Below are 18,566 nucleotides of genomic sequence, written 5' to 3'. Positions count from 1 at the left end.
TTCGGCCGGCGCGCGCCTTCAGGCGCGGCGCACGCCGGCGGCTTCCATGCGCCGCAGCGGATCCTGGCGGTAGTACCGCGCCAGCAGATCGTACCAATCCGGCCAGGCGGCGGCCATGGCCCAGGGATCGATGAAGAAGCTTTCCGAGCTGACTGCGAAGAATTCGGCGGGATCTTGGGCGGCATAGGGGTCCAGCGGCAGTTCCGCATACCACTGGGCGGCCTCGTCGGACTCCGGGTCCACGTCGGGCGGGATGGCGGCCTCGATCTCGTCGAGCCAGTCGTTGAAATCATCGAAGGTCTCGTCCAGCACCTCGCGCCAGCGGCGGTCGTCCAGGTCCCGGTGCGCGCGCAGCCCCGGCATGCCGTCCGCGCCGCCCGCGCGCTGGTCGAGCTTGTGGGCGAACTCGTGAATCACTACGTTCGCCTGCGCGCCCGTGTTGGCGCGGGCGTCTTCCCAGGACAGGATCACCGGGCCGCCTTCCCAGGATTCCCCGGATGTTTCCTGGACGTACTCGTGGACGACGCCCGCCTCGTCGGTGTCGGTGCGCGGCACCAGGAAGCCGCCCGGATACACCACGATCTGCGTCCAGCCCCGGTACAGGGACGTATCCAGCCCCAGGATCGGCAGGGCGGCCTGAACCGCGATCGAGCGGCGCATGTCCGGCGTCACCCGCAGGCCGTGCGCGCCGTGGAAGGCCTTGTTGGCCAGGATCCAGGCGGTGTGCCGGCGCAGTGTTTCGGTTTCCTGGCCGCTCAGTCCGAGCAGGAAATCGTGCCGTTTCAGCAGCGCGGGCCAGACCCGCTCGTCCAGCGATGCCAGGGCCTGGTCGCGTTCCCGGTCGCGGGCGTCGCGTCCCGTCAGCCAGCGCAGCATGGCGGGTTCCGGGGCGGGGCGATGGTGTTGCGGAGCATCCTCATGGGGTCCGATTGTAATTTCATTCCCCGGGAAATGCCGGTACAATGGAGAGTCCTGGGGCCGATTTGGCTTCGACGTGGGTCGCGAAACAGGATAGTGCATACCGAGCACCAGTTCGCTCGTAAATCCACTGGAAAACTACAAACGCCAACGACGAGCGTTTCGCTCTGGCCGCTTAAGCGGTGAGCCGCTGCACCGATCTGTCCCTGGGTCGGGTGGGGTAAAACCCACAGCAGCGTCATCTACAGGGAATCGGGTTCGGCCAGGTCACTGGGTCGGGTCTTAAATCAGTGTGAATCGCTGCGGAAGGGCCTGTCGTCCGGCATGATCCAAGGCTAAAACTCAAAATAGGCCGACTAAGTATGTAGAGCTACTTGCAGAGGGCTTGCGGACGGGGGTTCAATTCCCCCCGGCTCCACCAGTTCCCAGAGTCCCAACCTTCATCGGTTGGGATTTTTTTTGGGCCTAGTCGATGCCGTTGGTACGGCTGTTCACGTGGTGTTGATTCCGATGGTGTTGAATAAGTCTGCGATGCGTTGCCGCGTCGGGCGATGGGCCCGCATGCCGGACATCAGGGCGGTGTGGGCCAGGTGCCCGGCGCTGGTTTTCTGGTGCCTGACGTTGCTGTTGCTTGCACCGGCGGGTAGCGTCTGCGCTGCAACCGAAGATGTGGTCTTCCCGGCGCAGGTGCAGCAGGGGGCGATGGTGATCGGCAAGGTGGCCCCCAAAAGCCAGGTGATCTATGACGGGCGCACGCTCGCCGTCACCCCCTATGGCACCGTGGTGTTTGGTGTCGCGGCCGATGCCACCGGCCCCCTCCATCTGCGCGTGACCTCGCCCGGGGGCGCAGCCCTGTCCGTGGATCTGGCCGTGCAGCCGCGCGACTGGCCGGTCGAGCGGGTTGCCGGGCTGCCGCCCAAGACGGTCTCGCCTCCGCCGCAGCTTGCGGCCCGGATTCGTCGAGAGCAGGCCAGGGTGGCCGAGGCACGTACAAGCAGTGATTCCGGGACGGGTTTTGCCGAGGCCTTCATCTGGCCGGTGCACGGTCGCGTTTCAGGGCGCTTCGGTAGCCGGCGCATCTATAACGGGATCCCTGGCGCCCCGCATTCGGGGATGGACATTGCCGTCCCGACCGGCACACCGGTCAGGGCGCCAGCCAGCGGCCGGGTGGTATTTGCCGATCCCGATCTGTATCTGACCGGCGGTACAGTGCTGATCGACCATGGTTATGGCATCGGCTCGAACTTCCTGCACCTGTCCCGCCTCGATGTCCACGTGGGTGACGTGGTGAGCCAGGGTCAGGTCATTGGGCTGGCTGGCGCGACTGGGCGTGCGACCGGGCCACACCTGCACTGGGGCATGACCTGGTTCCAGACGCGCATCGATCCCTTGCTGGTGTTGGATCGCACGCAGTGACTGGTTCGATTTGCGAGACTTTTACAGCGAAGACGGGCGGGTCGGCTTACCCTGGCGGGTCGCTCAGTTCGTAGCTGGTGCTGCGGCCACCCGCATCTGATTTCCGCAGGATGCCACGGGCCAGCAGTTCAGTGATGTCTCGCAGCGCGGTGTCCGGCGAACACTTGGCGATCGCCGCCCATTTGCTGCTGGTGAGCTTGCCCTCGAAGCCATCAAGCAGCCGATTGACCAGCTTCACCTGCCGCGCGTTCAGCGGTGTTGTCGCCCAGCGCTGCCAGAACCGCGTCTTGGACAGCACGGCGTCGAGCGTGTGCTGTGCCTGATCGACGGCGCGATGCAGGGTTTGGAAAAACCAGGCGAGCCACTCGGTGACATCGAGTGATTGCTTCTGGGTGCGTTCCAGGATGTCATAGTAGGCCTTGCGCTCCCGCTGGATCTGCGCCGACAGGCTGTAAAAACGCTGGGAGCTGCCGTCAGCGCGGGCCAGGAACAGGTCGCCGACGGCGCGTGCGATGCGGCCGTTGCCGTCGTCGAACGGGTGCAGGGTGACGAACCACAAGTGCGCAAGCCCGGCCTTGATCAGCGGCGGCGCGTTCGACGCGCTATTGGCCCATTTGATGAAGCAGGCGGTTTCCGACTCCAGCCGGTCAGCCGGCGGCGCCTCGAAATGCACGCGTTGGCACCCCGGCGGTCCAGAGACCACCTGCATCGGACCGGTGGCATCGTCGCGCCAGCCGCCCACGTTGATCCGAACCAGGCCCGAATAGCCCGTGGGGAACAAGGCGGCGTGCCACCCGAACAAACGGTCCCGGGTGATAGGTGCGTTGCAGTTGGCTGTGGCGTCGAGCACCATCTCGACCACGCCTTCGACGTGACGGTCCACCGGGGCCAGGGTGCCGATGTCGACGCCGAGGCGGCGGGCGATGGAGGAGCGCACGGACTCGACGTTGAGCTGTTCGCCCTCGATCTCGCTGGTCTTGATGACGTCCTTGGTCAGCGCCGACAGGCTGGCCTGGTCGCGCAGAGCCATTCCGACATCGGCCAGTCGTCCCATCAACAGACCCTGGGCGCGGCTGGCGTCGGCCAAGGACTGGGCCAGGGTGGCCAGGTCGTAGCGCCAGCTTGGCCAGTCGCTGGCTTGCCAGATGTAGGTGTAATCACCGCTTTTCATGCGGAGATTATGGATCGCATTCTCCGCAAGCGCAAGTTATTCGCCGCACATTACGCGGTGATAGAGCGACCTTTTTGCCGCACTGCCGCCGAGCGCGTGGTCGCTTCCGCAATACGGGATCTGGGAACGTAGCCGGGCCGCCGTGAACCTACAACCCCCGTTCCACCATGTCCAGCAAATGCTCGCCAACGGCACGGACCTGGTCGGGAGCCAGGCCGCGCAGCGGCCCATCCAGCATCAGCATGGCCAGGCCGTGGACGGCCGACCAGGCCAGGTATTCGGCGCCGGGCCGCCGTTCCGGGGGCAGGGAGCGCGCCGTCACGAGTTCGTCCAGCGCCTGCCCCAGCAACTGGAAGGGGTTGAGCCCGCTGCGGCCTGCCTTGGCCGGATCCGTATCGCCTTCGACGCGGTCGGGCATGGCGAACGCGGTGCGGAACAGTCCGGGTTCCTTGCGCGCGAAGCTCAGGTAGCCGGCGCCGATCGCCCGCAGGCGGGCGCGGGCGAGCGCCGACGCGGGGATCTCCGGGGACAGCCTGGCGAGTTCGTCTTCCATGGCCAGGGCCAGCTGGGACAAGGCCGCCGCCCGCACGGCCTGCAGCAGCGCCTCCCGGTTGGTGAAGTGACGGTAGGCGGCGTTGGGCACCACGCCCACGCGCCGCGTGGCTTCCCGCAGGACGATGGCCTGCGGCCCGCCTTCCCGGGCGAGCGCCATGCCCGCTTCCAGCAGGGCGCGCTTCAGGTCGCCGTGACGGTAGGTGTCGCGCTCCCTGGGGGGGCGGCTGGCGGGAGCCGCCGGCTCGGGACGGCGCGCCGGAAGTTTTTTTGTATCAGCATGGTTCCTCATGTGGACACTGTACACCCATCCCATTATGATTTCAGTGGACGGTGTACACAATGGCGTGCGCCGTCCTCGGTCCCGCCGCATTTCGGCCGACTTTCCTGTGTTCCCATTCCCCCGGAGGCGTCATGGAAATCCATCCTTATCTCATTTTCGAAGGCCGCTGCGAAGAGGCCTTGACGTACTATCATGAAGCGGTCGGTGCTGAAATCACGCATCTCATGCGATTCAAGGACAATCCTGAACAGGGCGGCCCGTGCAGCGGTTCGCCGGAACACCAGGACAAGGTCCTGCACGCCAGCTTCGACATCGGCGGCGCCACGGTCATGGCTTCCGATGGCATGTGTTCGGGCAAGCCGTCGTTCCAGGGGGTGTCGCTGGTCCTGACCGCGCCGGATGGCGCGACCGCGCAGCGCATGTTCGCGGCCCTGGGCGAGGGCGGCCAGGTGAACATGCCGTTGGGCAAGACGTTCTTCGCCTCGCATTTCGGGATGGTGGCCGACAAGTTCGGCGTGCACTGGATGGTCATCGTTCCCAACCCGCTCTGATAGCCTGTCTTTCCCCCTGGGAAGTGTCTGCCTGGCGCGCGCCCTGGACGGTTGTCCGGCCTGCGCCGACGAAGGAGTCGCCGATGAATTTTGCCGTGAATGTGCCTCGACGCTGGGTCGCGCTGGCCGTGCTCTGCCTGGGCGTGTTGATGATCGTGCTGGACACGACCATCGTCAACGTCGCATTGCCGTCCATCCGGGCGGATCTGGGATTCTCCGAATCTTCCCTGGTCTGGGTGGTCAATGCCTATATGCTGACCTTCGGCGGGTTCCTGCTGCTCGGCGGCCGTCTGGGCGATCTGTACGGCCACCGGCGCCTGTTTCTGGCCGGCCTGCTCCTTTTCACCGTGGCGTCGCTCGGCTGCGGCCTGTCCGATCTTCCCCATTGGCTGATCGCGGCCCGGGTGGTGCAGGGGATCGGGGGCGCCGTCGTGTCCGCGGTGGCCTTGTCGCTCATCATGGATCTGTTCCCCGACGTGACCGGACGGGCGATGGCCATGGGGGTCTACGGTTTCGTGGGCGCCGGCGGCGGCAGCGTCGGGGTCTTGCTGGGGGGATTCCTGACCGAAAGCTTCAGCTGGCACTGGATTTTCTTTGTCAACCTTCCCATTGGCCTGGCGGTGTACCTGCTGTCGCGGCGCTTGCTGCCGGCCGCGCAGGGGCCGGTGAACCGCGCGCGCCTCGATATCGCCGGGGCCGTGACGGTGACGGCGTCTCTGATGCTGGCGGTCTATGCCATCGTCGGCGGCAACCAGGCCGGCTGGGGCTCGGCCTGGACGCTGGGTCTTCTGGCGCTTGCGCTCGTCGCGTTCCTGGCTTTTGTGCGCATCGAAATCCGCGCCGAGGCGCCGCTGGTTCCGCCGCATCTGTTCCGCTCGCGCGTGATCGTGGCGTCCAACGTCATCGGCGTGCTGTGGGCCGCGGCGATGTTCGCATGGTTTTTCATTTCCGCGCTGTATCTTCAGCGCGTGCTGGAGTACACCCCGCTCCAGGTCGGCCTGTCGTTTCTTCCGGCCAATCTGATCATGGCGGCGTTTTCCCTGGGCTTGTCCGGCATGATCGTGCTGCGCTTCGGCATCCGCCGTCCGCTTTGCCTGGGCCTGGTCATGGCGGCGATGGGCTTGGCCCTGTTCGCCCGCGCGCCCATCCAGGGCAGTTTCATGATCGATGTCCTGCCCGGCATGACCCTTCTTGGGCTGGGGGCCGGCATGGCGTTCAACCCCGTGCTGCTGGCCGCCATGAGCGATGCGGGTCCGGGTGAATCGGGCCTGGCTTCCGGCGTCGTCAATACCTCGTTCATGATGGGCGGTGCGTTGGGCCTGGCGATCCTGGCCAGCCTGGCCCAGGCGCGTTCGGCGGATCTGTTTGCCATGGGCTTTCCGACCGAGGTTGCGCTGAATGCCGGGTATCACGGCGCTTTCATCGGCGGGGCGGTGTTCGCGGTCCTGGCCGCGCTGATCGGCGCCCTGTACCTGCCGGGCAAGGTGGGCGAAGCCGCCGGCCCGCGTTCGGACTTGGCCGGCGACAGTCAGGGGTGAGGCCATGGAACCTGTCCTGGAACACGCCGCCGGCGCCGTCCTCCTGCTGATCGATCTGCAGCGGGCGATCGATCATCCGAGCTGGGGGACGAGAAACAATCCCCAGGCGGAAGCGCGCGTCGCGCGTCTGCTGGATCGCTGGAGAGCCCGGGGCTGGCCGGTGTGGCACGTGAGGCACGACTCGACCGAACCCGGATCCCATTACCGGCCGGGCCAGCCCGGCCACGCGTTCAAGCCCGAAACGGCCCCCATCGCTGGCGAGCCGGTCATCGCGAAACATCGGAACAGCGCGTTCATCGGCACCGATCTGGAAGCGCGGCTGCGCGCCGGGCGGCACGCCGCGCTGGTGGTGGCGGGCGTCATCACGAACAATTCCGTCGAGGCGACGGTCCGCATGGCCGGCAACCTGGGATTCCGGACCTACCTGGCGGCGGACGGCTGCTTCACGTTCGCCAGGACGGATTGGAACGGGGCGCCCAGAAGCGCCGACGAGGTGCATGCGATGTCGCTGGCCAACCTCGACGGTGAATATTGCACGGTCGTTTCATCGGATGCGCTACTGGGCCTTTAGTCGGAGAATCGTCGCCGGTCGTCATTTGCCGATTTGTGAGCGGCCGGGCGGCTGGAAAGCGTGCTGTGAATTGTCGATGGCATAAACCCTTGGTTCTCAAGGGTTTATTTTTTTATCGTCCTTCCCTTTTTCGCGACAAACGGATCCCGCAACTGGATGTATCATGCCGCTTGCTGCCACGTCACCCGCACGGCAGTTGAAAGGATGGATATGAACGCAGCCCCCGCCGCGAAACCCGGCTTTCGCGAACTGTACACGCCCAAGATCTTCACGGTGCTCAAGCAGGGCTACGGCCTGTCGAGCCTGAGGGCGGATGCGCTGTCGGGCCTGACGGTGGCGATCGTCGCGCTGCCGCTTTCCATGGCGATCGCCATCGCGTCCGGCGTGACGCCCGATCGCGGCCTGTATACCTCCATCGTCGGCGGGTTCATCGTGTCGGCCTTCGGCGGCAGCCGCTTCCAGATCGGGGGGCCGGCGGGCGCCTTCATCGTGCTGGTGGCCGCGGCGGTGGCCCAGCACGGGGTGGAAGGGCTCCTGCTGGCGACCTTCCTGTCCGGCCTGATGCTGGCCGCCATCGGATTCCTGCGGCTGGGCACCTTCATCAAATACATTCCCTACCCGGTGACCGTGGGCTTCACCGCCGGCATCGCCGTCATCATCTTCGCCAGTCAGATCAGGGATCTGCTGGGCCTGCGGCTGGAACACGAGCCGGGACCGCTGCTGCCGAAACTGCAGGCGCTTGCCGGGGCCCTGCCGACCGCCAGTCCCATGGCGATCCTGGTGGCGGGCATCACAGTCGGCGCCATCGTCATGGTGCGGCGTTACCGGCCGCACTGGCCGTCCTTCCTGATCGCGGTCGCGGCGGCCGCCGTCTGCGTCGCGTCGCTGGGCCTGCCGGTGGCGACGATCGGCACCCAGTTCGGTGGCATTCCCCAGGCCTTGCCGGTTCCCCATCTGCCCGACATCAGCTACGCGAAGGTGATTGACGTGCTGCCCAGCGCCTTGTCCTTCACCTTGCTGGGCTGCATCGAGAGCCTGCTGTCGGCCGTCGTGGCGGATTCCATGACGGGGCGGCGGCACCGGTCCAACTGCGAGCTGGTCGCCCAGGGGCTGGCCAACATGGCGTCCCCCCTGTTTGGCGGCATCTGCGTGACGGGCAACATCGCCCGCACGGCCACGAATGTGCGCTCCGGCGCGCGCGGGCCGATCTCGGGCATGCTGCACGCCGTCTTCCTGCTGCTGTTCGTGCTGATCGCGGCGCCGGCGGCCTCCTACATCCCCCTGGCGGCGCTGGCGGGCGTGCTGGCCGTCGTGTCCTGGAACATGGTCGAGAAGCATGCCTTCGCGCGGCTGCTGCGGGTCTCCTGGGGAGATGCCGCCGTGCTGCTCGTGACCTTCCTGCTGGTCATCTTCCGGGACCTCAGCGAAGGGATCCTGATCGGCTTCGCCCTGAGCGCCTTCCTGTTCATGCATCGCATGGCGCAGATCGTGGCGGTGGAACAGGTCCATCCCTGGGTGGAGGACGATCGTTCCGACGACGTGGCGGACGAGGCGGCCGAGGGGGCGGAACTGGCGGCCGAGGCGGGCTCGGACATCGCGGTGATCCGCGTGACCGGCGCGTTCTTCTTCGGCGCGACCTCGGCGGTCGAAGCGGCGCTGGACCGCATCGGCGACCGGCCCAAGGCCTACGTCATCGATCTGTCGGCGGTTTCCCTGCTGGATTCGAGCGGCGTCGCCATCATCGAAGACCTGGCCCGCAAGGCCGGCCGCCGGGGCGCTGCGGTCTATCTCGTGGCGGCGACCCGGACTGTCCGGCATACGCTCCTGCGCCATGGCATCCGGGACACCGGCGCGCGATTCCGCAAGGATGCGGGCAGCGCTGTGGAGTCCGCTCGGCGGGGGATGGGCGGGGCGTAGGGGACAAGAGCGTCCTTATGTGATTGGCGCTCGGCCCTCACGCCTCGCAGGTCGGCCTGTCGGCGGTGGAAGTAGCCGGGCATGACCGGCCTGAATTTCGCGGGCGGGTCCGAGTTCGCGGCGATCCAGCTTTGGGCAGCCACGCCTCACCACCCTGCTGGCCGCCTGGAAGCTGCCCGTGCTGAGAGTGGTCACGGGCGTAGTGTCGCTGGCGGTTCTGACGTATTTATTCGATTTGTAGGTTGTCGAATTTCGGGCGCGCATCCGTCCCATGATGCGTGTGACGACCGAGCGAGAAAGTTACTCTGTCAGCCTCAGTTCCGTCATGGAGCCAAGGATGGCGGCGAAGGTGCTGGCGAGATTATTGGTGTCGCTGTTGGTGAAGGCGTAGGCGGGACCGCTGGCGCAACGGCCCATGGCGTCCTGGTCGCCGCCGTTGCCGCTTAAGAAGACCGTGTACAGATGGATGGGATGCGTAGGGCTGTCGCTCTTGATCGCGTCACAGACGGCTAGCATGTAAGCCTTGGCATTGTCGGCGGTCAGTCCTGTTGTTGTGCCGGCAGGCCAGCCGATGGTGGCGTTGGTGTCTTGGAAGGAGCTGAAGGTGTTGTTGCCCACCAGTTTGCTTCCATAACCGGCGAAAGCATGGACGATAGCGGCAGGGGAACGCATGTCCAGATTGACTAGGGATGTGGCGGGCCAGATGGGGATGGTTTTTACCGAGTCCTGGGGGTTGCTGCCGCCCCCGCGGTTTCCGACCGGACTGTCGCCTGTGATGAGCGTCGATGTGGGCGAAGTAATGACGCCGGTTTGGAGTGCGCCAGAGGAGCAGCCTGTGGCTATTCCAGTGTTGGCATCCGTCGCCGGCGGTACGCCGCTGTCACAATAGTTCACCACCATTTGAAACGTGGATTGTTGTGCCGGTCCCGTCGCACCTGCCGGGTTCAGGGGCGGGTTATACATCAATGGTGCACGATACCCTGTATCGCTGGCCGTTGAGTTGACGCCGGTGCTGACCAGGACAACCGCCCGGCCATTGACCATCGGTTTGCTTGCGTCAGTGTTGGCTGGATCGGCGGGTAGACCAGACTGCGTGTCATCCCAACCGTTTCCTGAACCGACTGCGTCGCTACTCCATTCGGGGGCCAGCATGCGCCAGGCCCATAACAAGCCGCCTGAAATGAGTGACTCCGAATTCCCCCAGCCCTCCATGGAACTGATGGCTGCTTCTAGCGTAGTGATGTCCTGGCTCAGGAACTGGGATCGTCCCACCATGGCGCAGCTATCCGGTTCGAATGCGGAGTAGACGGCCGGTGCTACGTTGCCCCAGTTCGAGGTCAGGGGAGACGTGTCCATCCCAATGAACCGGTAGTTGGCGGCGTCGTTCGGAACCATTCGGCCAGCATTTGGCGCCCTGGGAATGACGAGAGGCGTCTTATTCCCATTGTTGGTTGTGTCTGCTTGCTGAAACTTCACTGTGTTAGATGTCAGGTTGCCGTTGAGCAACTGCGTGACCGTGAAATTATTGACGTTAATAAAGTTGCCTATGCTGCTCTTGGCCCCCTTGGATGTTGCTGGAATGGGCATGAGAACAGGTTGAAAGCTGTTGATGTCAGACACGTTGGCCAGATTTGGTGGGGTGCGTTTTTCCGCGGGCAATGCTGGGTTGCCGCCATTGCCCCAGTAAGAACCGATGAACGGAGGAAAGGGTTCGGCGATGCAGCCCAACCAGTTGCTCTGGACGTAGGTATCCATGCCAAGTTGTGTTGCTACATTTTTGACCCAATTCTTTGCATTGGGCGTGTGTGCGCTATCCGGGTTCATGCGCACCATCGCGCTGAACGGCACTACGCCGACGCGGATGCCTTGTGCAGTGCCTGCATTGTTGAGGTTCATGGAACCCAGGGCAGCGGCTACCAGTTTATTGGCTGCGTCTTGAATGTTTCCGTTATTGCTGCCGGTATATCTGGAATCTTCCAGCGCCAGCACAATTTCGGTATTGTCTTTCAAACGCCGGATCACCTGGTTGTCGGCCATCAGCGGAAACGAGGCAACCTTGAGAAAGCCCGTGCTCAGCAAGGGCAAGGTGCCGCGCACATTGATGTTCACGTATTGGGCGGAAACGGGTGTGCCGGCTGTGGCCTGGGATGGGCAGGTGACGACGCCGGCGGGATCCGCCGTACAGTATCGAAGGCCGGCCTTGACGGTGTCTGATGTGATGTTGCTGTTCAGATAGCCGTCGGGCAAGTTGGCGGCGAAGAACGCGGCGGTGTAATTTTCCCAGGCGGTCTTGTCGCTCGACACGGCGGGATCCCAGCTGCTCAGGGCCTGGCCAGCGGAGATGCCCGTGGCGTCGACCGCGTTCTGCAGACGGCTTTCAGCGATGTTGTAGCGGGCCAGGTCGATCGCGCCCAGCGTGCCCATCAGCATGATGGCGGACGTCAGCAGGAAGGTCAGCGCCACGGCGCCGCGTTGCTGACGCCGCAGGCGTTGCGCAAAGTGTCGCAGGGTTTGGGTCGGGCTCATGATGTGGCTCCCGGGTCAGCTCCCACACAGGGTGTTGGTGGAAGAGGAATTGTTCGGGTCGTCGGTCAGCCTGCACAGGTCGGCGTAGCGGGGGCGGATCAGGGCGCGGCTGTATTGGTGCGGATTGAACAGAAGATTGAAGAACCCTCTGCTCATCGCGAACGGCTGGTATTCGTAGAACACTTCGACGGCGATGACGGTGTCTGCAGTCTGGGTGTTGTTGCTGATGATGGCGGTGGGCAGGTTGGAAGCCGAGATCCGGCTGCTTGGCGCTGCGGCGTCGGCGCCTCGGTAGACCGTCCGCGTCCAGCCGTGATTGGGTGACGAGATGTTCGTCCATGCGGTCGGAGCGCCGCTGGATGGTCTGTCGGTCGCGTACACGCTGATGATGACTGCGGCCTTGCGGGCGGCCAGCGGCGTCAGCAAGGTCGGCATGATCGCTCCGTAGGTGCACAGCTGGTTGGGGGACTTGCAGTCGCCGCTGCCTGCTAGCTGGGTCTGTACGGACATGCTGTTGGCCAGGGTGAAGGCCACGCGGTCCATGACGGCGATGACGCGCGTGTACAGGTACATTTCCACTCCGCCGATGATGATGAACACCATCAGCGGCAGCACGATCACGGCTTCCAGGGCGGCCACGCCGCGCCGGGCGCGGCGGCGCCGGCGAGCATCGTGGATGGTGGGCGCGGGCGTCGTGTTCATAGCTCGTTCTGGACCAGTATGGAACGCTCGGCGCGCACCATGCGGCCGCCCCCCGTCACCCAGCCGATGAATCCGGTGAAGCCAGTCCGTTCGATGCCGAAGGTGTAGAGCGCCATGTCGCCAGGGGCGCCGGTGCTGCTGCCGCTGCCGCATTGGCCGCTGGTCGATGGCGGGGCGCTGTCGGCATGGTAGACCGTGACGTTGAAGTCCAGATCGCTGCTGCGCACCCAGCCGGGCAGATTGTTGACCAGCAGATCTTTCAGTTGCGGGCAGGTGGGCCGGATCAGTTTGCCCGAAGCGTCCTTGATACCGATTCTGCCGACGCGCGTCACGTTGTTGGCCGCGGATTCCAGGGTGGCGTCGGCGAACAGGATGAAGGTGATCTCGATGGACACGAAGATCACGCCGAGCAGCAACGGCATGAGCAGCGCGTATTCCAGCGCGGTCGCGCCTCGTCGGTCGGACCGCAGGCGCCGCGGCCAGGGCCGTTTCATTTGGCGTTCCCGCCGGACCGCGCCGTTTTGGCGGGGCTCTGTTTCGTCGCCAGTTGTTCGCGCAAGTAGCGGTAGAACTCAAGATTGTCCTGCGCCACGCTTTCCGGTAGGTCGGTCGTCAGGATGTTCTCGGCGGCGTCGTCGCGGCCCAGCAAACCATAGGCCAGGGCCAGATTGGCGCGTTCCTGGGGCAGCTTGTCGGTCAGGCCGCTGTTGCCCAGCAGCACATTGATGGCTTCGCGGGGGTTGCCGTTCAGGGCCAGCGACAGGCCCAGATTGGAGCGCAGGGCGGCGTTGTCCGGATACTGGTTCAGGCCGCGCCGATAGACGGCCTGGGCCTCGGCGGCCTGGCCGCGCAGGTCCAGTGTGGCGCCCAGGCCGGCCAGGGCGGCGGGATCGTCCGGTTTCTGGGTCAGCACGGCCTGATAGTCGGCCGCCGCCTGGTCCAGCTTGCGCTGGCGCACGGCGACGCGGGCCAGCCCCATGCGGGCCTCGGTCGAATCGGGGAAGCGTTCCAGCATGTGGCTGTAGGTTTTCCGGGATGCCTCCAGTTCGCCGGCCAGGTACTGGGTGTTGCCCAGGCCCTGCCAGCCTTCGGGCGATCCCGGCTGATCTCGTGTCATGCGGGTGAAGACATTGCGTGCCACCGCCAGGTCGCCGCCTTGCAGGGCGCTGTTGGCGATGCGCAGATCGCCGTCTTGGATGGCGGCTTGGTCCTGCTGGCTGAGCAGAGGCTTGGCTTCGGCGGAGGGCGGGCGATGCATGGCGCAGCCTGTTGCCAGAATGGCTGGCAGCGCGATGGCGGCCAGGAGGCGGATGGGGCGCGGGGCGATGGTGTTCATGGTTGAATCCTTGGGGGTGGATCAGAGGATGCCCTTCAGAAGCTTGCCCATGTTCAGTATCGCGGGGCCGACGGCGATGATGATGATGGTGGGCATGATGAACAGCATCATTGGGAAAGTGATCTTGACGGCCAGTTTGGCGGCCTGCTCTTCCAGCCGCATCATGCGCGCGGTGCGCTCGGAACGGGCCAGCACGCGCAGGGCCTGGACGATGGATGTGCCGAACTGCAAGGCATTGGTCAGGGTGCTGACCATGCTGCGCATGGCGGGCAGATTGGTGCGTTCGGCCAGGTTGTTCAGCACTTGCTCGACGTCGCCGCTGATCTGCATCTCGCTGGCGGTCAGGGTCAGTTCGTCGGCCAGGGCCGGAGCGGTGTCGGCCATTTCGGATGCCACGCGGTGCAGGGCCATGCCCATGCTCAGGCCCGCGTTGGTGCAGATGACCAGCAGGTCCAGCGCATCGGGCAGGCTGTCCTGGATCTGCGCGCGGCGCGAGGCCGCCAGCCGGTCCAGCACCAGGCGCGGCAGCAACAGGCCCAGGTACAGCGCCATCACGCCGACGATCAGCTTCAATGCGATGGGTTGATCTTCCAGAGAGGGCCAGAGCAGCAGGATGGCAGCGGCGACCATCCCTGCCGCGCACAATACCGAAAATGCCGACACGATCAGGGGAGCCTTGATGTTGCGGATGCCTGAACGGACGAGCTTCTGGCGCACTTCCTTTTGCTGTGCGGGGCTGAAGATCGGCACGGCGGAGCCCAGGTGGTACAGCATGGCCGTGAGCCGGTCGCGCCAGCCGCGCGGCGCCTGCGATTTGTTCACCGTATCTGCCAGTTGCGAACCCTTGCGGGCGACTTCGGCGCGCAGGCGGGCAAGCATCTGCGCGCGCTGGTTGCTGCGTGCGTACAGATAGAGCAGCGCGCCGGTGACGGCCAGCGCCATGCCCAGAAGATTGAGCCATTGTCCAAGCGTCGGCATGGGAATGTTCATGGAGCGCCTCAGACTTTCATGTTGGCGATCTTGCGGATCATCAGCAGGCCGATGGCCAGCATGCCCGCCGCGATCCACAGCAGCAGCCGGCCGGTGTCGGTCGTGAACATGATCTGCATGTTTTCGGGATTCAGAGCGTAGGTGACGCCGAACAGGATGAAGGGCATGATGCTCATGGCCAGGCTGGACAGGCGGCCTTCCGCCGTCAGCGCCCGGGTCTTGGATCTCAGGTCGCGCCGCGCGCGGATGATGGCGCTGAGATTCTCCAGCGCCTCGGACAGCGGTCCACCGGTTTCACGCTGCAGCAGCAGGCATACAGAAAAGAAAGAGAAATCCGGCAGGTTGACGCGCAGCGCCGCGTCGTCCAGCACGTCCTGCAGATCGTTGCCCAGCAGCAGGCTGTCACCCATGCGCCGGAACTCCAGCCCCAACGGTCTGGGGTATTGTTCCCCCACGGTGCGCAGGGCGTGATTGGGCGGCACGCCCGCTTGGCTGGCGCGCACGATGAAATCCATGGCTTCGGGTAACTGCTCCAGGAATTTCTTCTGGAAGCGCGCCACCATCCGATGGTAGGCATATGCCATGCTCAGGATCGGCACGGCCAGCATGATGGGCAGGCGAAGCCAGATCGGGTTGGGCAGCAGGTCGATCAGCAGAGCCGCCGCCATCAGCGTCGCCGTGATCAGCCCCACGGCGACCAGGATTCGCTGGCCGTGGCCGCTGCCGATGGTCTCCAGCCGGTTCAGGTGGTAGCCCAGCGGGCCCATGGCTCTGCGGCGAAGCCGGCGGCGGGCATTGACTTGGGCGCGTTCGTGTTCCGCCCGCATGCGGTCGCGGTCGGACTGGCCGGTGGACAGCGCATTGCGCAGGCGCATGCGCAGGCGGCTGCCGGGGCGCTGCTCCAGCACCTGCAACAGGGTCAGGATGAACAGCCCCGCCAGCACGAAGGCCAGAAAGGCAATCAGGGCGACCTTGTTTTCGGGGCTCATATCGGTCTCCGTGCCGGGCGTCAGGGGCGCATCGCTTCGATCAGCGCGGCTTCCATGCCGTAGTAGCGGGCTTGCTCCGTGAAGTTCGGGCGCATGCCGGTGCTTTCGTGCGCGCCGCTGACGTCGTCGCGCTGGGCCGCCGCGTTGTAGGCGAAATGGAACAGATCCTGCGTGATGATCACGTCGCCTTCCATGCCGACGATCTCGGTGATATGAGTGATCTTGCGCGAGCCGTCGCGCAGGCGCTCCACCTGCACGATCAGATTGACCGCGCTGGCGATCTGATGTCGGATGGAATACAGCGGCAGATTGCCGTTGGCCATCATCACCATGCTTTCCAGGCGGGTGATCGCGTCGCGCGGGCTGTTGGCGTGCAGGGTGGTCATGCTGCCGTCGTGGCCGGTGTTCATGGCCTGCAATACGTCGAAGGCTTCCGCGCCGCGCGTTTCACCCAGGATGATGCGGTCGGGGCGCATGCGCAGCGCATTGCGCATCAGGTCGCCCTGGTTGATGGCGCCCGTGCCTTCGATGCTGGGCGGGCGGGTTTCCAGGCGCACCACGTGGGGCTGCTGCAGCTGCAGTTCCGCCGCATCCTCGATGGTGACGATGCGGTCGGTTTCGGCGATGTAGCGCGACAGCGCGTTCAGCATCGTGGTCTTGCCCGAGCCCGTGCCGCCCGAAATGACGATGTTCAGGCGGCAGGCGGCGGCGATTTCCAGCAGGCGCGTCATGGCGGGGGACAGCGTCCCGCGCGCGGCCAGTCGCGGCAGCGTCAGGTCCTTGCGGGAAAACTTGCGGATGGAGATCGATGCGCCGTCGATCGCCAACGGGGGAATGATGACGTTGACGCGGCTGCCGTCCTGCAGGCGGGCGTCCACCATGGGGCTGCTTTCGTCGACGCGTCGGCCCACCGACGCGGCGATGCGTTGCGCCACGCTGATCACGTGGGCGTTGTCGCGGAACTTCACCGTCGTCAGTTCCAGTTTGCCATAGCGTTCCACGTAGACCTGGTCGGGACCGTTGACCATGATGTCGTCGACGGTTTCATCCTGCAGGAGGGGTTCGATGGGCCCCACGCCGAACATGTCGTGCAGAATTTCCTGCACCATGACGCGCTGTTCGGTCTGCGTGACCGGCAGGTCGCCGTCGCGGATGGCTTCGGTGGTGATGGCCTCGATGTCGATGCGCACCTGGTCCGCTGGCCGGTTCAGCGCGCTGGCGACGTCCAGCGCGGCGAACACGGATTGGCGGACCGCGTTGTAGCTGTCCGTCCGGATGACGTTGTCGGCGCGCACACTGCGGCGCCGGTCAATGAACGCGGACGAGGTCGGCGTCGCAGCGTGCGCAGCCCGCCGTTCCAGCCGGTCCGGTGGCTGGGCGACGGCCGGGGTGCTGGCGGCTGCCGGTCCGGGCTCGTCCTGAGACTTGCGGCCGAAGCTCATGACCGCGCTCCGCGCAGGCGGGCGAACAGACCGCCCTGGCCTTGGGATTGCGGCGCGCGCTTCCCGGCCGTGGCGCCCTCGCCCGTCAGCAGGGCGGCCAGCGCCCTGACGCCGCGGCCGAAGTCGCTGCGCGCGGGCAGGGGATCGCCCAGGTTCTCCGTCATCAACGGGGCTTGCGCGTCGAAGGGTATGCTGACGGCCACCGGCCATTCCAGCGCGGATGTGAAGTCGCGGGTGTGCACTGCGCCGCGCGCCGGGGCGCGCGACTGGTTCAGCACGATATGGGTGGTGGGCGGCCGGTTGCGGCCCTGGATGTGGCGCATCAGACGGATCAGTGTCCGGGCGGAATGCACGGTCTGGTCGGCGATGATGCAGGCCAGGCTGGCGTTGGCGTAGGCTTCGTTCGCCAGCGCGCCGCCGCTTTCCGGCACGTCCAGGATGATGTAGTGGAAATGCTGGCCCAGGACGTTCAGCAGGTCGGCCAGGGCGTTGCCGTCCGGAACGAAGGACTCGCTGTATTCGAGTTCCGCGCACAGGGCGTACAGACGGTTGTCGCGGGTATTCAGGGTTCGTTCGAGATACTGCGGGTCCAGGTGATTGACGTTGCCCAGCACCTCGACCAGGGCGTTGCCGCCGGCCAGGCCCAGCAGGCTGGCGCCGTTGCCGTCGTACAGATTCAGATCGACGTAAGCCACGCGGCGTCGCCCGCCTTCGCTGGCCAGTTCTCGCGCGAGATGCGCAGCCACCGAAGTTACGCCGACGCCGCCTCGGGCGCCGGAGATGGCGACGACGCGGCCATTGCGCACCTGGCGCACGGCGCTCGCCGCGTCGGATCCGTCGCCCAGCGACCGGCGCAGCAATTCCGCGCTGATCGGCTTGACGATGTAGTCCTGCACGCCGCGCTGCAACAGGCTGCGGTACAGGCCTACGTCGTTTCGGTCACCCACCACATACACTTGTACCGATGGTTCGCAGACATTGGCCAGGCGGTCCAGTTCGTCCAGCACGTTGGTGATGCCGGAAATATCCACGAGCAGGCGCTGCGGCGAGTGATTGCCGGATCTCTTCAGCCACTGGATGGCGGTTTCGATGCTGCCGCGCTCGACCTGGGTGCTGCCCAGGACCGTGGTCTTCAGAAACCGCGTCAATTCGCCTTCGCTGCCGGCATCGCCGACAAACCCCAGCAGATTGAGGTTGCGCGTGTCGTCTCGGGTTTTGCTGGGCGCGATCATGCCGTGTTCCTGTGATCAGTGGGGTTAGTTGCCGCTGCCGGTCTTGCTGGTGGATGTGGTTTTCTTCAGTTCGATGACTTTATCTTGCCGGTAGCGGGTGACGGCGCTGCCGGCCGTGTCGGCCTGCTGGCCGGCATAGGAATCGGGCGCCACCAGGTCGCGCGGGTCGGCGATCTGCGCCGACAGGTTGGTCAATGTGGCGCAGCCGAAGGCGATGCCGGGCTGCGGGTTGTTCACGGAAGAAATCCCCGATGGTTGGAGCAGCGTGTTGCAGTCGGGCGGGATGGCCACGTAGCTGCCGTCCGTCCCCCGCGTGACGGTGATCGCGCCGATGCCGGGCATGCCGGCGAGGTCTCTCTTTGGAAAGCAGCCGCTGAGCAGCACGGTCGCGCCGAGCAGGCAGAGGAGGGCAGGGATGGCTTTCATGGGGGG

Annotated in this window: 17 protein-coding genes, 1 other RNA gene and 1 pseudogene; 7 read left to right on the top strand and 12 right to left on the bottom strand. The window is 65.4% G+C overall.

The genetic code is table 11. The features are described 5' to 3' along the window. Positions 1 to 18: 18 nt before the first annotated feature. Positions 19 to 876, bottom strand: a complete 858-nt coding sequence (locus Q0263_RS08880) for a M90 family metallopeptidase (protein WP_298015414.1) — start codon at positions 874 to 876, stop codon at positions 19 to 21. Positions 877 to 974: 98 nt separating this feature from the next. Here Q0263_RS08880 and ssrA point away from each other — a divergent pair. Continuing rightward, positions 975 to 1,339: a transfer-messenger RNA gene (ssrA, locus tag Q0263_RS08875) on the top strand. Between the two features lie 140 nt (positions 1,340 to 1,479). Beyond that, a complete protein-coding gene (locus Q0263_RS08870) occupies positions 1,480 to 2,334 on the top strand; it encodes a M23 family metallopeptidase (protein WP_298015412.1) in 855 nt (284 codons plus the stop codon). Positions 2,335 to 2,380: 46 nt separating this feature from the next. Here Q0263_RS08870 and Q0263_RS08865 read toward each other — a convergent pair whose 3' ends face one another. Continuing rightward, positions 2,381 to 3,505 carry a Fic family protein gene (locus tag Q0263_RS08865; RefSeq protein ID WP_298015410.1) on the bottom strand — a complete coding sequence of 375 codons (1,125 nt, stop codon included), beginning with the start codon at positions 3,503 to 3,505 and terminating at the stop codon, positions 2,381 to 2,383. Between the two features lie 148 nt (positions 3,506 to 3,653). Beyond that, positions 3,654 to 4,349, bottom strand: coding sequence for a TetR/AcrR family transcriptional regulator (locus Q0263_RS08860; RefSeq protein WP_298015408.1), 696 nt, complete (start codon positions 4,347 to 4,349; stop codon positions 3,654 to 3,656). Positions 4,350 to 4,471: 122 nt separating this feature from the next. On the opposite strand from Q0263_RS08860, the gene Q0263_RS08855 reads away from it, so the two are divergent. The 5 genes and pseudogenes from Q0263_RS08855 to Q0263_RS08835 all read left to right on the top strand — a co-directional run. Next, complete coding sequence (locus Q0263_RS08855) at positions 4,472 to 4,891, top strand: VOC family protein (protein WP_298015406.1); 420 nt, start codon at positions 4,472 to 4,474, stop codon at positions 4,889 to 4,891. A gap of 83 nt (positions 4,892 to 4,974) precedes the next feature. Beyond that, complete coding sequence (locus tag Q0263_RS08850; protein WP_298015405.1) at positions 4,975 to 6,429, top strand: MFS transporter; 1,455 nt, start codon at positions 4,975 to 4,977, stop codon at positions 6,427 to 6,429. 4 nt (positions 6,430 to 6,433) lie between these two features. After that, complete coding sequence (locus tag Q0263_RS08845) at positions 6,434 to 7,000, top strand: cysteine hydrolase family protein (RefSeq protein ID WP_298015403.1); 567 nt, start codon at positions 6,434 to 6,436, stop codon at positions 6,998 to 7,000. A gap of 210 nt (positions 7,001 to 7,210) precedes the next feature. Next, positions 7,211 to 8,917 (top strand): SulP family inorganic anion transporter, encoded by a 1,707-nt coding sequence (locus Q0263_RS08840; RefSeq protein ID WP_298015401.1) that lies wholly within the window; start codon positions 7,211 to 7,213, stop codon positions 8,915 to 8,917. A 23-nt stretch (positions 8,918 to 8,940) separates the two neighbouring features. Further along, positions 8,941 to 9,067: pseudogene (locus tag Q0263_RS08835) on the top strand (AzlC family ABC transporter permease); the annotation flags it as partial. A 150-nt stretch (positions 9,068 to 9,217) separates the two neighbouring features. On the opposite strand, the gene Q0263_RS08830 reads toward Q0263_RS08835, so the two are convergent. The 9 genes from Q0263_RS08830 to Q0263_RS08790 are packed head-to-tail and all read right to left on the bottom strand — an operon-like array spanning position 9,218 to position 18,560. After that, on the bottom strand, positions 9,218 to 11,443 hold the full coding sequence (locus Q0263_RS08830) for a TadE/TadG family type IV pilus assembly protein (protein WP_298015400.1): 2,226 nt from the start codon (positions 11,441 to 11,443) through the stop codon (positions 9,218 to 9,220). A 15-nt stretch (positions 11,444 to 11,458) separates the two neighbouring features. After that, on the bottom strand, positions 11,459 to 12,145 hold the full coding sequence (locus Q0263_RS08825; protein WP_298015398.1) for a TadE family protein: 687 nt from the start codon (positions 12,143 to 12,145) through the stop codon (positions 11,459 to 11,461). After that, positions 12,142 to 12,639 (bottom strand): TadE/TadG family type IV pilus assembly protein, encoded by a 498-nt coding sequence (locus Q0263_RS08820; protein WP_298015397.1) that lies wholly within the window; start codon positions 12,637 to 12,639, stop codon positions 12,142 to 12,144. Before Q0263_RS08820 ends, Q0263_RS08825 begins: the two co-directional genes overlap by 4 nt. Continuing rightward, on the bottom strand, positions 12,636 to 13,481 hold the full coding sequence (locus tag Q0263_RS08815) for a tetratricopeptide repeat protein (protein ID WP_298015395.1): 846 nt from the start codon (positions 13,479 to 13,481) through the stop codon (positions 12,636 to 12,638). The genes Q0263_RS08820 and Q0263_RS08815 overlap by 4 nt, the downstream gene beginning before the upstream one ends. 21 nt (positions 13,482 to 13,502) lie before the next feature. Then, the gene (locus Q0263_RS08810; RefSeq protein ID WP_298015393.1) at positions 13,503 to 14,471 is read right to left on the bottom strand and encodes a type II secretion system F family protein; all 969 of its coding nucleotides are present in this window, start codon (positions 14,469 to 14,471) and stop codon (positions 13,503 to 13,505) included. Positions 14,472 to 14,479: 8 nt separating this feature from the next. Then, complete coding sequence (locus tag Q0263_RS08805) at positions 14,480 to 15,460, bottom strand: type II secretion system F family protein (RefSeq protein ID WP_298015391.1); 981 nt, start codon at positions 15,458 to 15,460, stop codon at positions 14,480 to 14,482. Positions 15,461 to 15,480: 20 nt separating this feature from the next. Beyond that, positions 15,481 to 16,902 carry a CpaF family protein gene (locus Q0263_RS08800; protein WP_298015389.1) on the bottom strand — a complete coding sequence of 474 codons (1,422 nt, stop codon included), beginning with the start codon at positions 16,900 to 16,902 and terminating at the stop codon, positions 15,481 to 15,483. After that, positions 16,899 to 18,134, bottom strand: coding sequence for an AAA family ATPase (locus tag Q0263_RS08795; protein ID WP_298015387.1), 1,236 nt, complete (start codon positions 18,132 to 18,134; stop codon positions 16,899 to 16,901). The genes Q0263_RS08800 and Q0263_RS08795 overlap by 4 nt, the downstream gene beginning before the upstream one ends. A 24-nt stretch (positions 18,135 to 18,158) precedes the next feature. Next, positions 18,159 to 18,560, bottom strand: a complete 402-nt coding sequence (locus tag Q0263_RS08790) for a CpaD family pilus assembly lipoprotein (protein WP_298015385.1) — start codon at positions 18,558 to 18,560, stop codon at positions 18,159 to 18,161. Between the last annotated feature and the right edge of the window lie 6 nt (positions 18,561 to 18,566).

Source organism: uncultured Castellaniella sp., from assembly GCF_937988725.1.
GTDB lineage: Bacteria > Pseudomonadota > Gammaproteobacteria > Burkholderiales > Burkholderiaceae_B > Castellaniella.
The sequence above is the reverse complement of the archived record's forward strand: the minus strand, read 5'-3'. Positions and strand labels throughout refer to the sequence as shown.

Excerpts from the sequence above, each read along its gene's own strand:
- Q0263_RS08880 (WP_298015414.1), bottom strand. The coding sequence starts at position 876 with ATGCTGCGCTGGCTGACGGGACGCGACGCCCGCGACCGGGAACGCGAC.
- Q0263_RS08870 (WP_298015412.1), top strand. The coding sequence starts at position 1,480 with ATGCCGGACATCAGGGCGGTGTGGGCCAGGTGCCCGGCGCTGGTTTTC.
- Q0263_RS08865 (WP_298015410.1), bottom strand. The coding sequence starts at position 3,505 with ATGAAAAGCGGTGATTACACCTACATCTGGCAAGCCAGCGACTGGCCA.
- Q0263_RS08860 (WP_298015408.1), bottom strand. The coding sequence starts at position 4,349 with ATGAGGAACCATGCTGATACAAAAAAACTTCCGGCGCGCCGTCCCGAG.
- Q0263_RS08855 (WP_298015406.1), top strand. The coding sequence starts at position 4,472 with ATGGAAATCCATCCTTATCTCATTTTCGAAGGCCGCTGCGAAGAGGCC.
- Q0263_RS08850 (WP_298015405.1), top strand. The coding sequence starts at position 4,975 with ATGAATTTTGCCGTGAATGTGCCTCGACGCTGGGTCGCGCTGGCCGTG.
- Q0263_RS08845 (WP_298015403.1), top strand. The coding sequence starts at position 6,434 with ATGGAACCTGTCCTGGAACACGCCGCCGGCGCCGTCCTCCTGCTGATC.
- Q0263_RS08840 (WP_298015401.1), top strand. The coding sequence starts at position 7,211 with ATGAACGCAGCCCCCGCCGCGAAACCCGGCTTTCGCGAACTGTACACG.
- Q0263_RS08830 (WP_298015400.1), bottom strand. The coding sequence starts at position 11,443 with ATGAGCCCGACCCAAACCCTGCGACACTTTGCGCAACGCCTGCGGCGT.
- Q0263_RS08825 (WP_298015398.1), bottom strand. The coding sequence starts at position 12,145 with ATGAACACGACGCCCGCGCCCACCATCCACGATGCTCGCCGGCGCCGC.
- Q0263_RS08820 (WP_298015397.1), bottom strand. The coding sequence starts at position 12,639 with ATGAAACGGCCCTGGCCGCGGCGCCTGCGGTCCGACCGACGAGGCGCG.
- Q0263_RS08815 (WP_298015395.1), bottom strand. The coding sequence starts at position 13,481 with ATGAACACCATCGCCCCGCGCCCCATCCGCCTCCTGGCCGCCATCGCG.
- Q0263_RS08810 (WP_298015393.1), bottom strand. The coding sequence starts at position 14,471 with ATGAACATTCCCATGCCGACGCTTGGACAATGGCTCAATCTTCTGGGC.
- Q0263_RS08805 (WP_298015391.1), bottom strand. The coding sequence starts at position 15,460 with ATGAGCCCCGAAAACAAGGTCGCCCTGATTGCCTTTCTGGCCTTCGTG.
- Q0263_RS08800 (WP_298015389.1), bottom strand. The coding sequence starts at position 16,902 with ATGAGCTTCGGCCGCAAGTCTCAGGACGAGCCCGGACCGGCAGCCGCC.
- Q0263_RS08795 (WP_298015387.1), bottom strand. The coding sequence starts at position 18,134 with ATGATCGCGCCCAGCAAAACCCGAGACGACACGCGCAACCTCAATCTG.
- Q0263_RS08790 (WP_298015385.1), bottom strand. The coding sequence starts at position 18,560 with ATGAAAGCCATCCCTGCCCTCCTCTGCCTGCTCGGCGCGACCGTGCTG.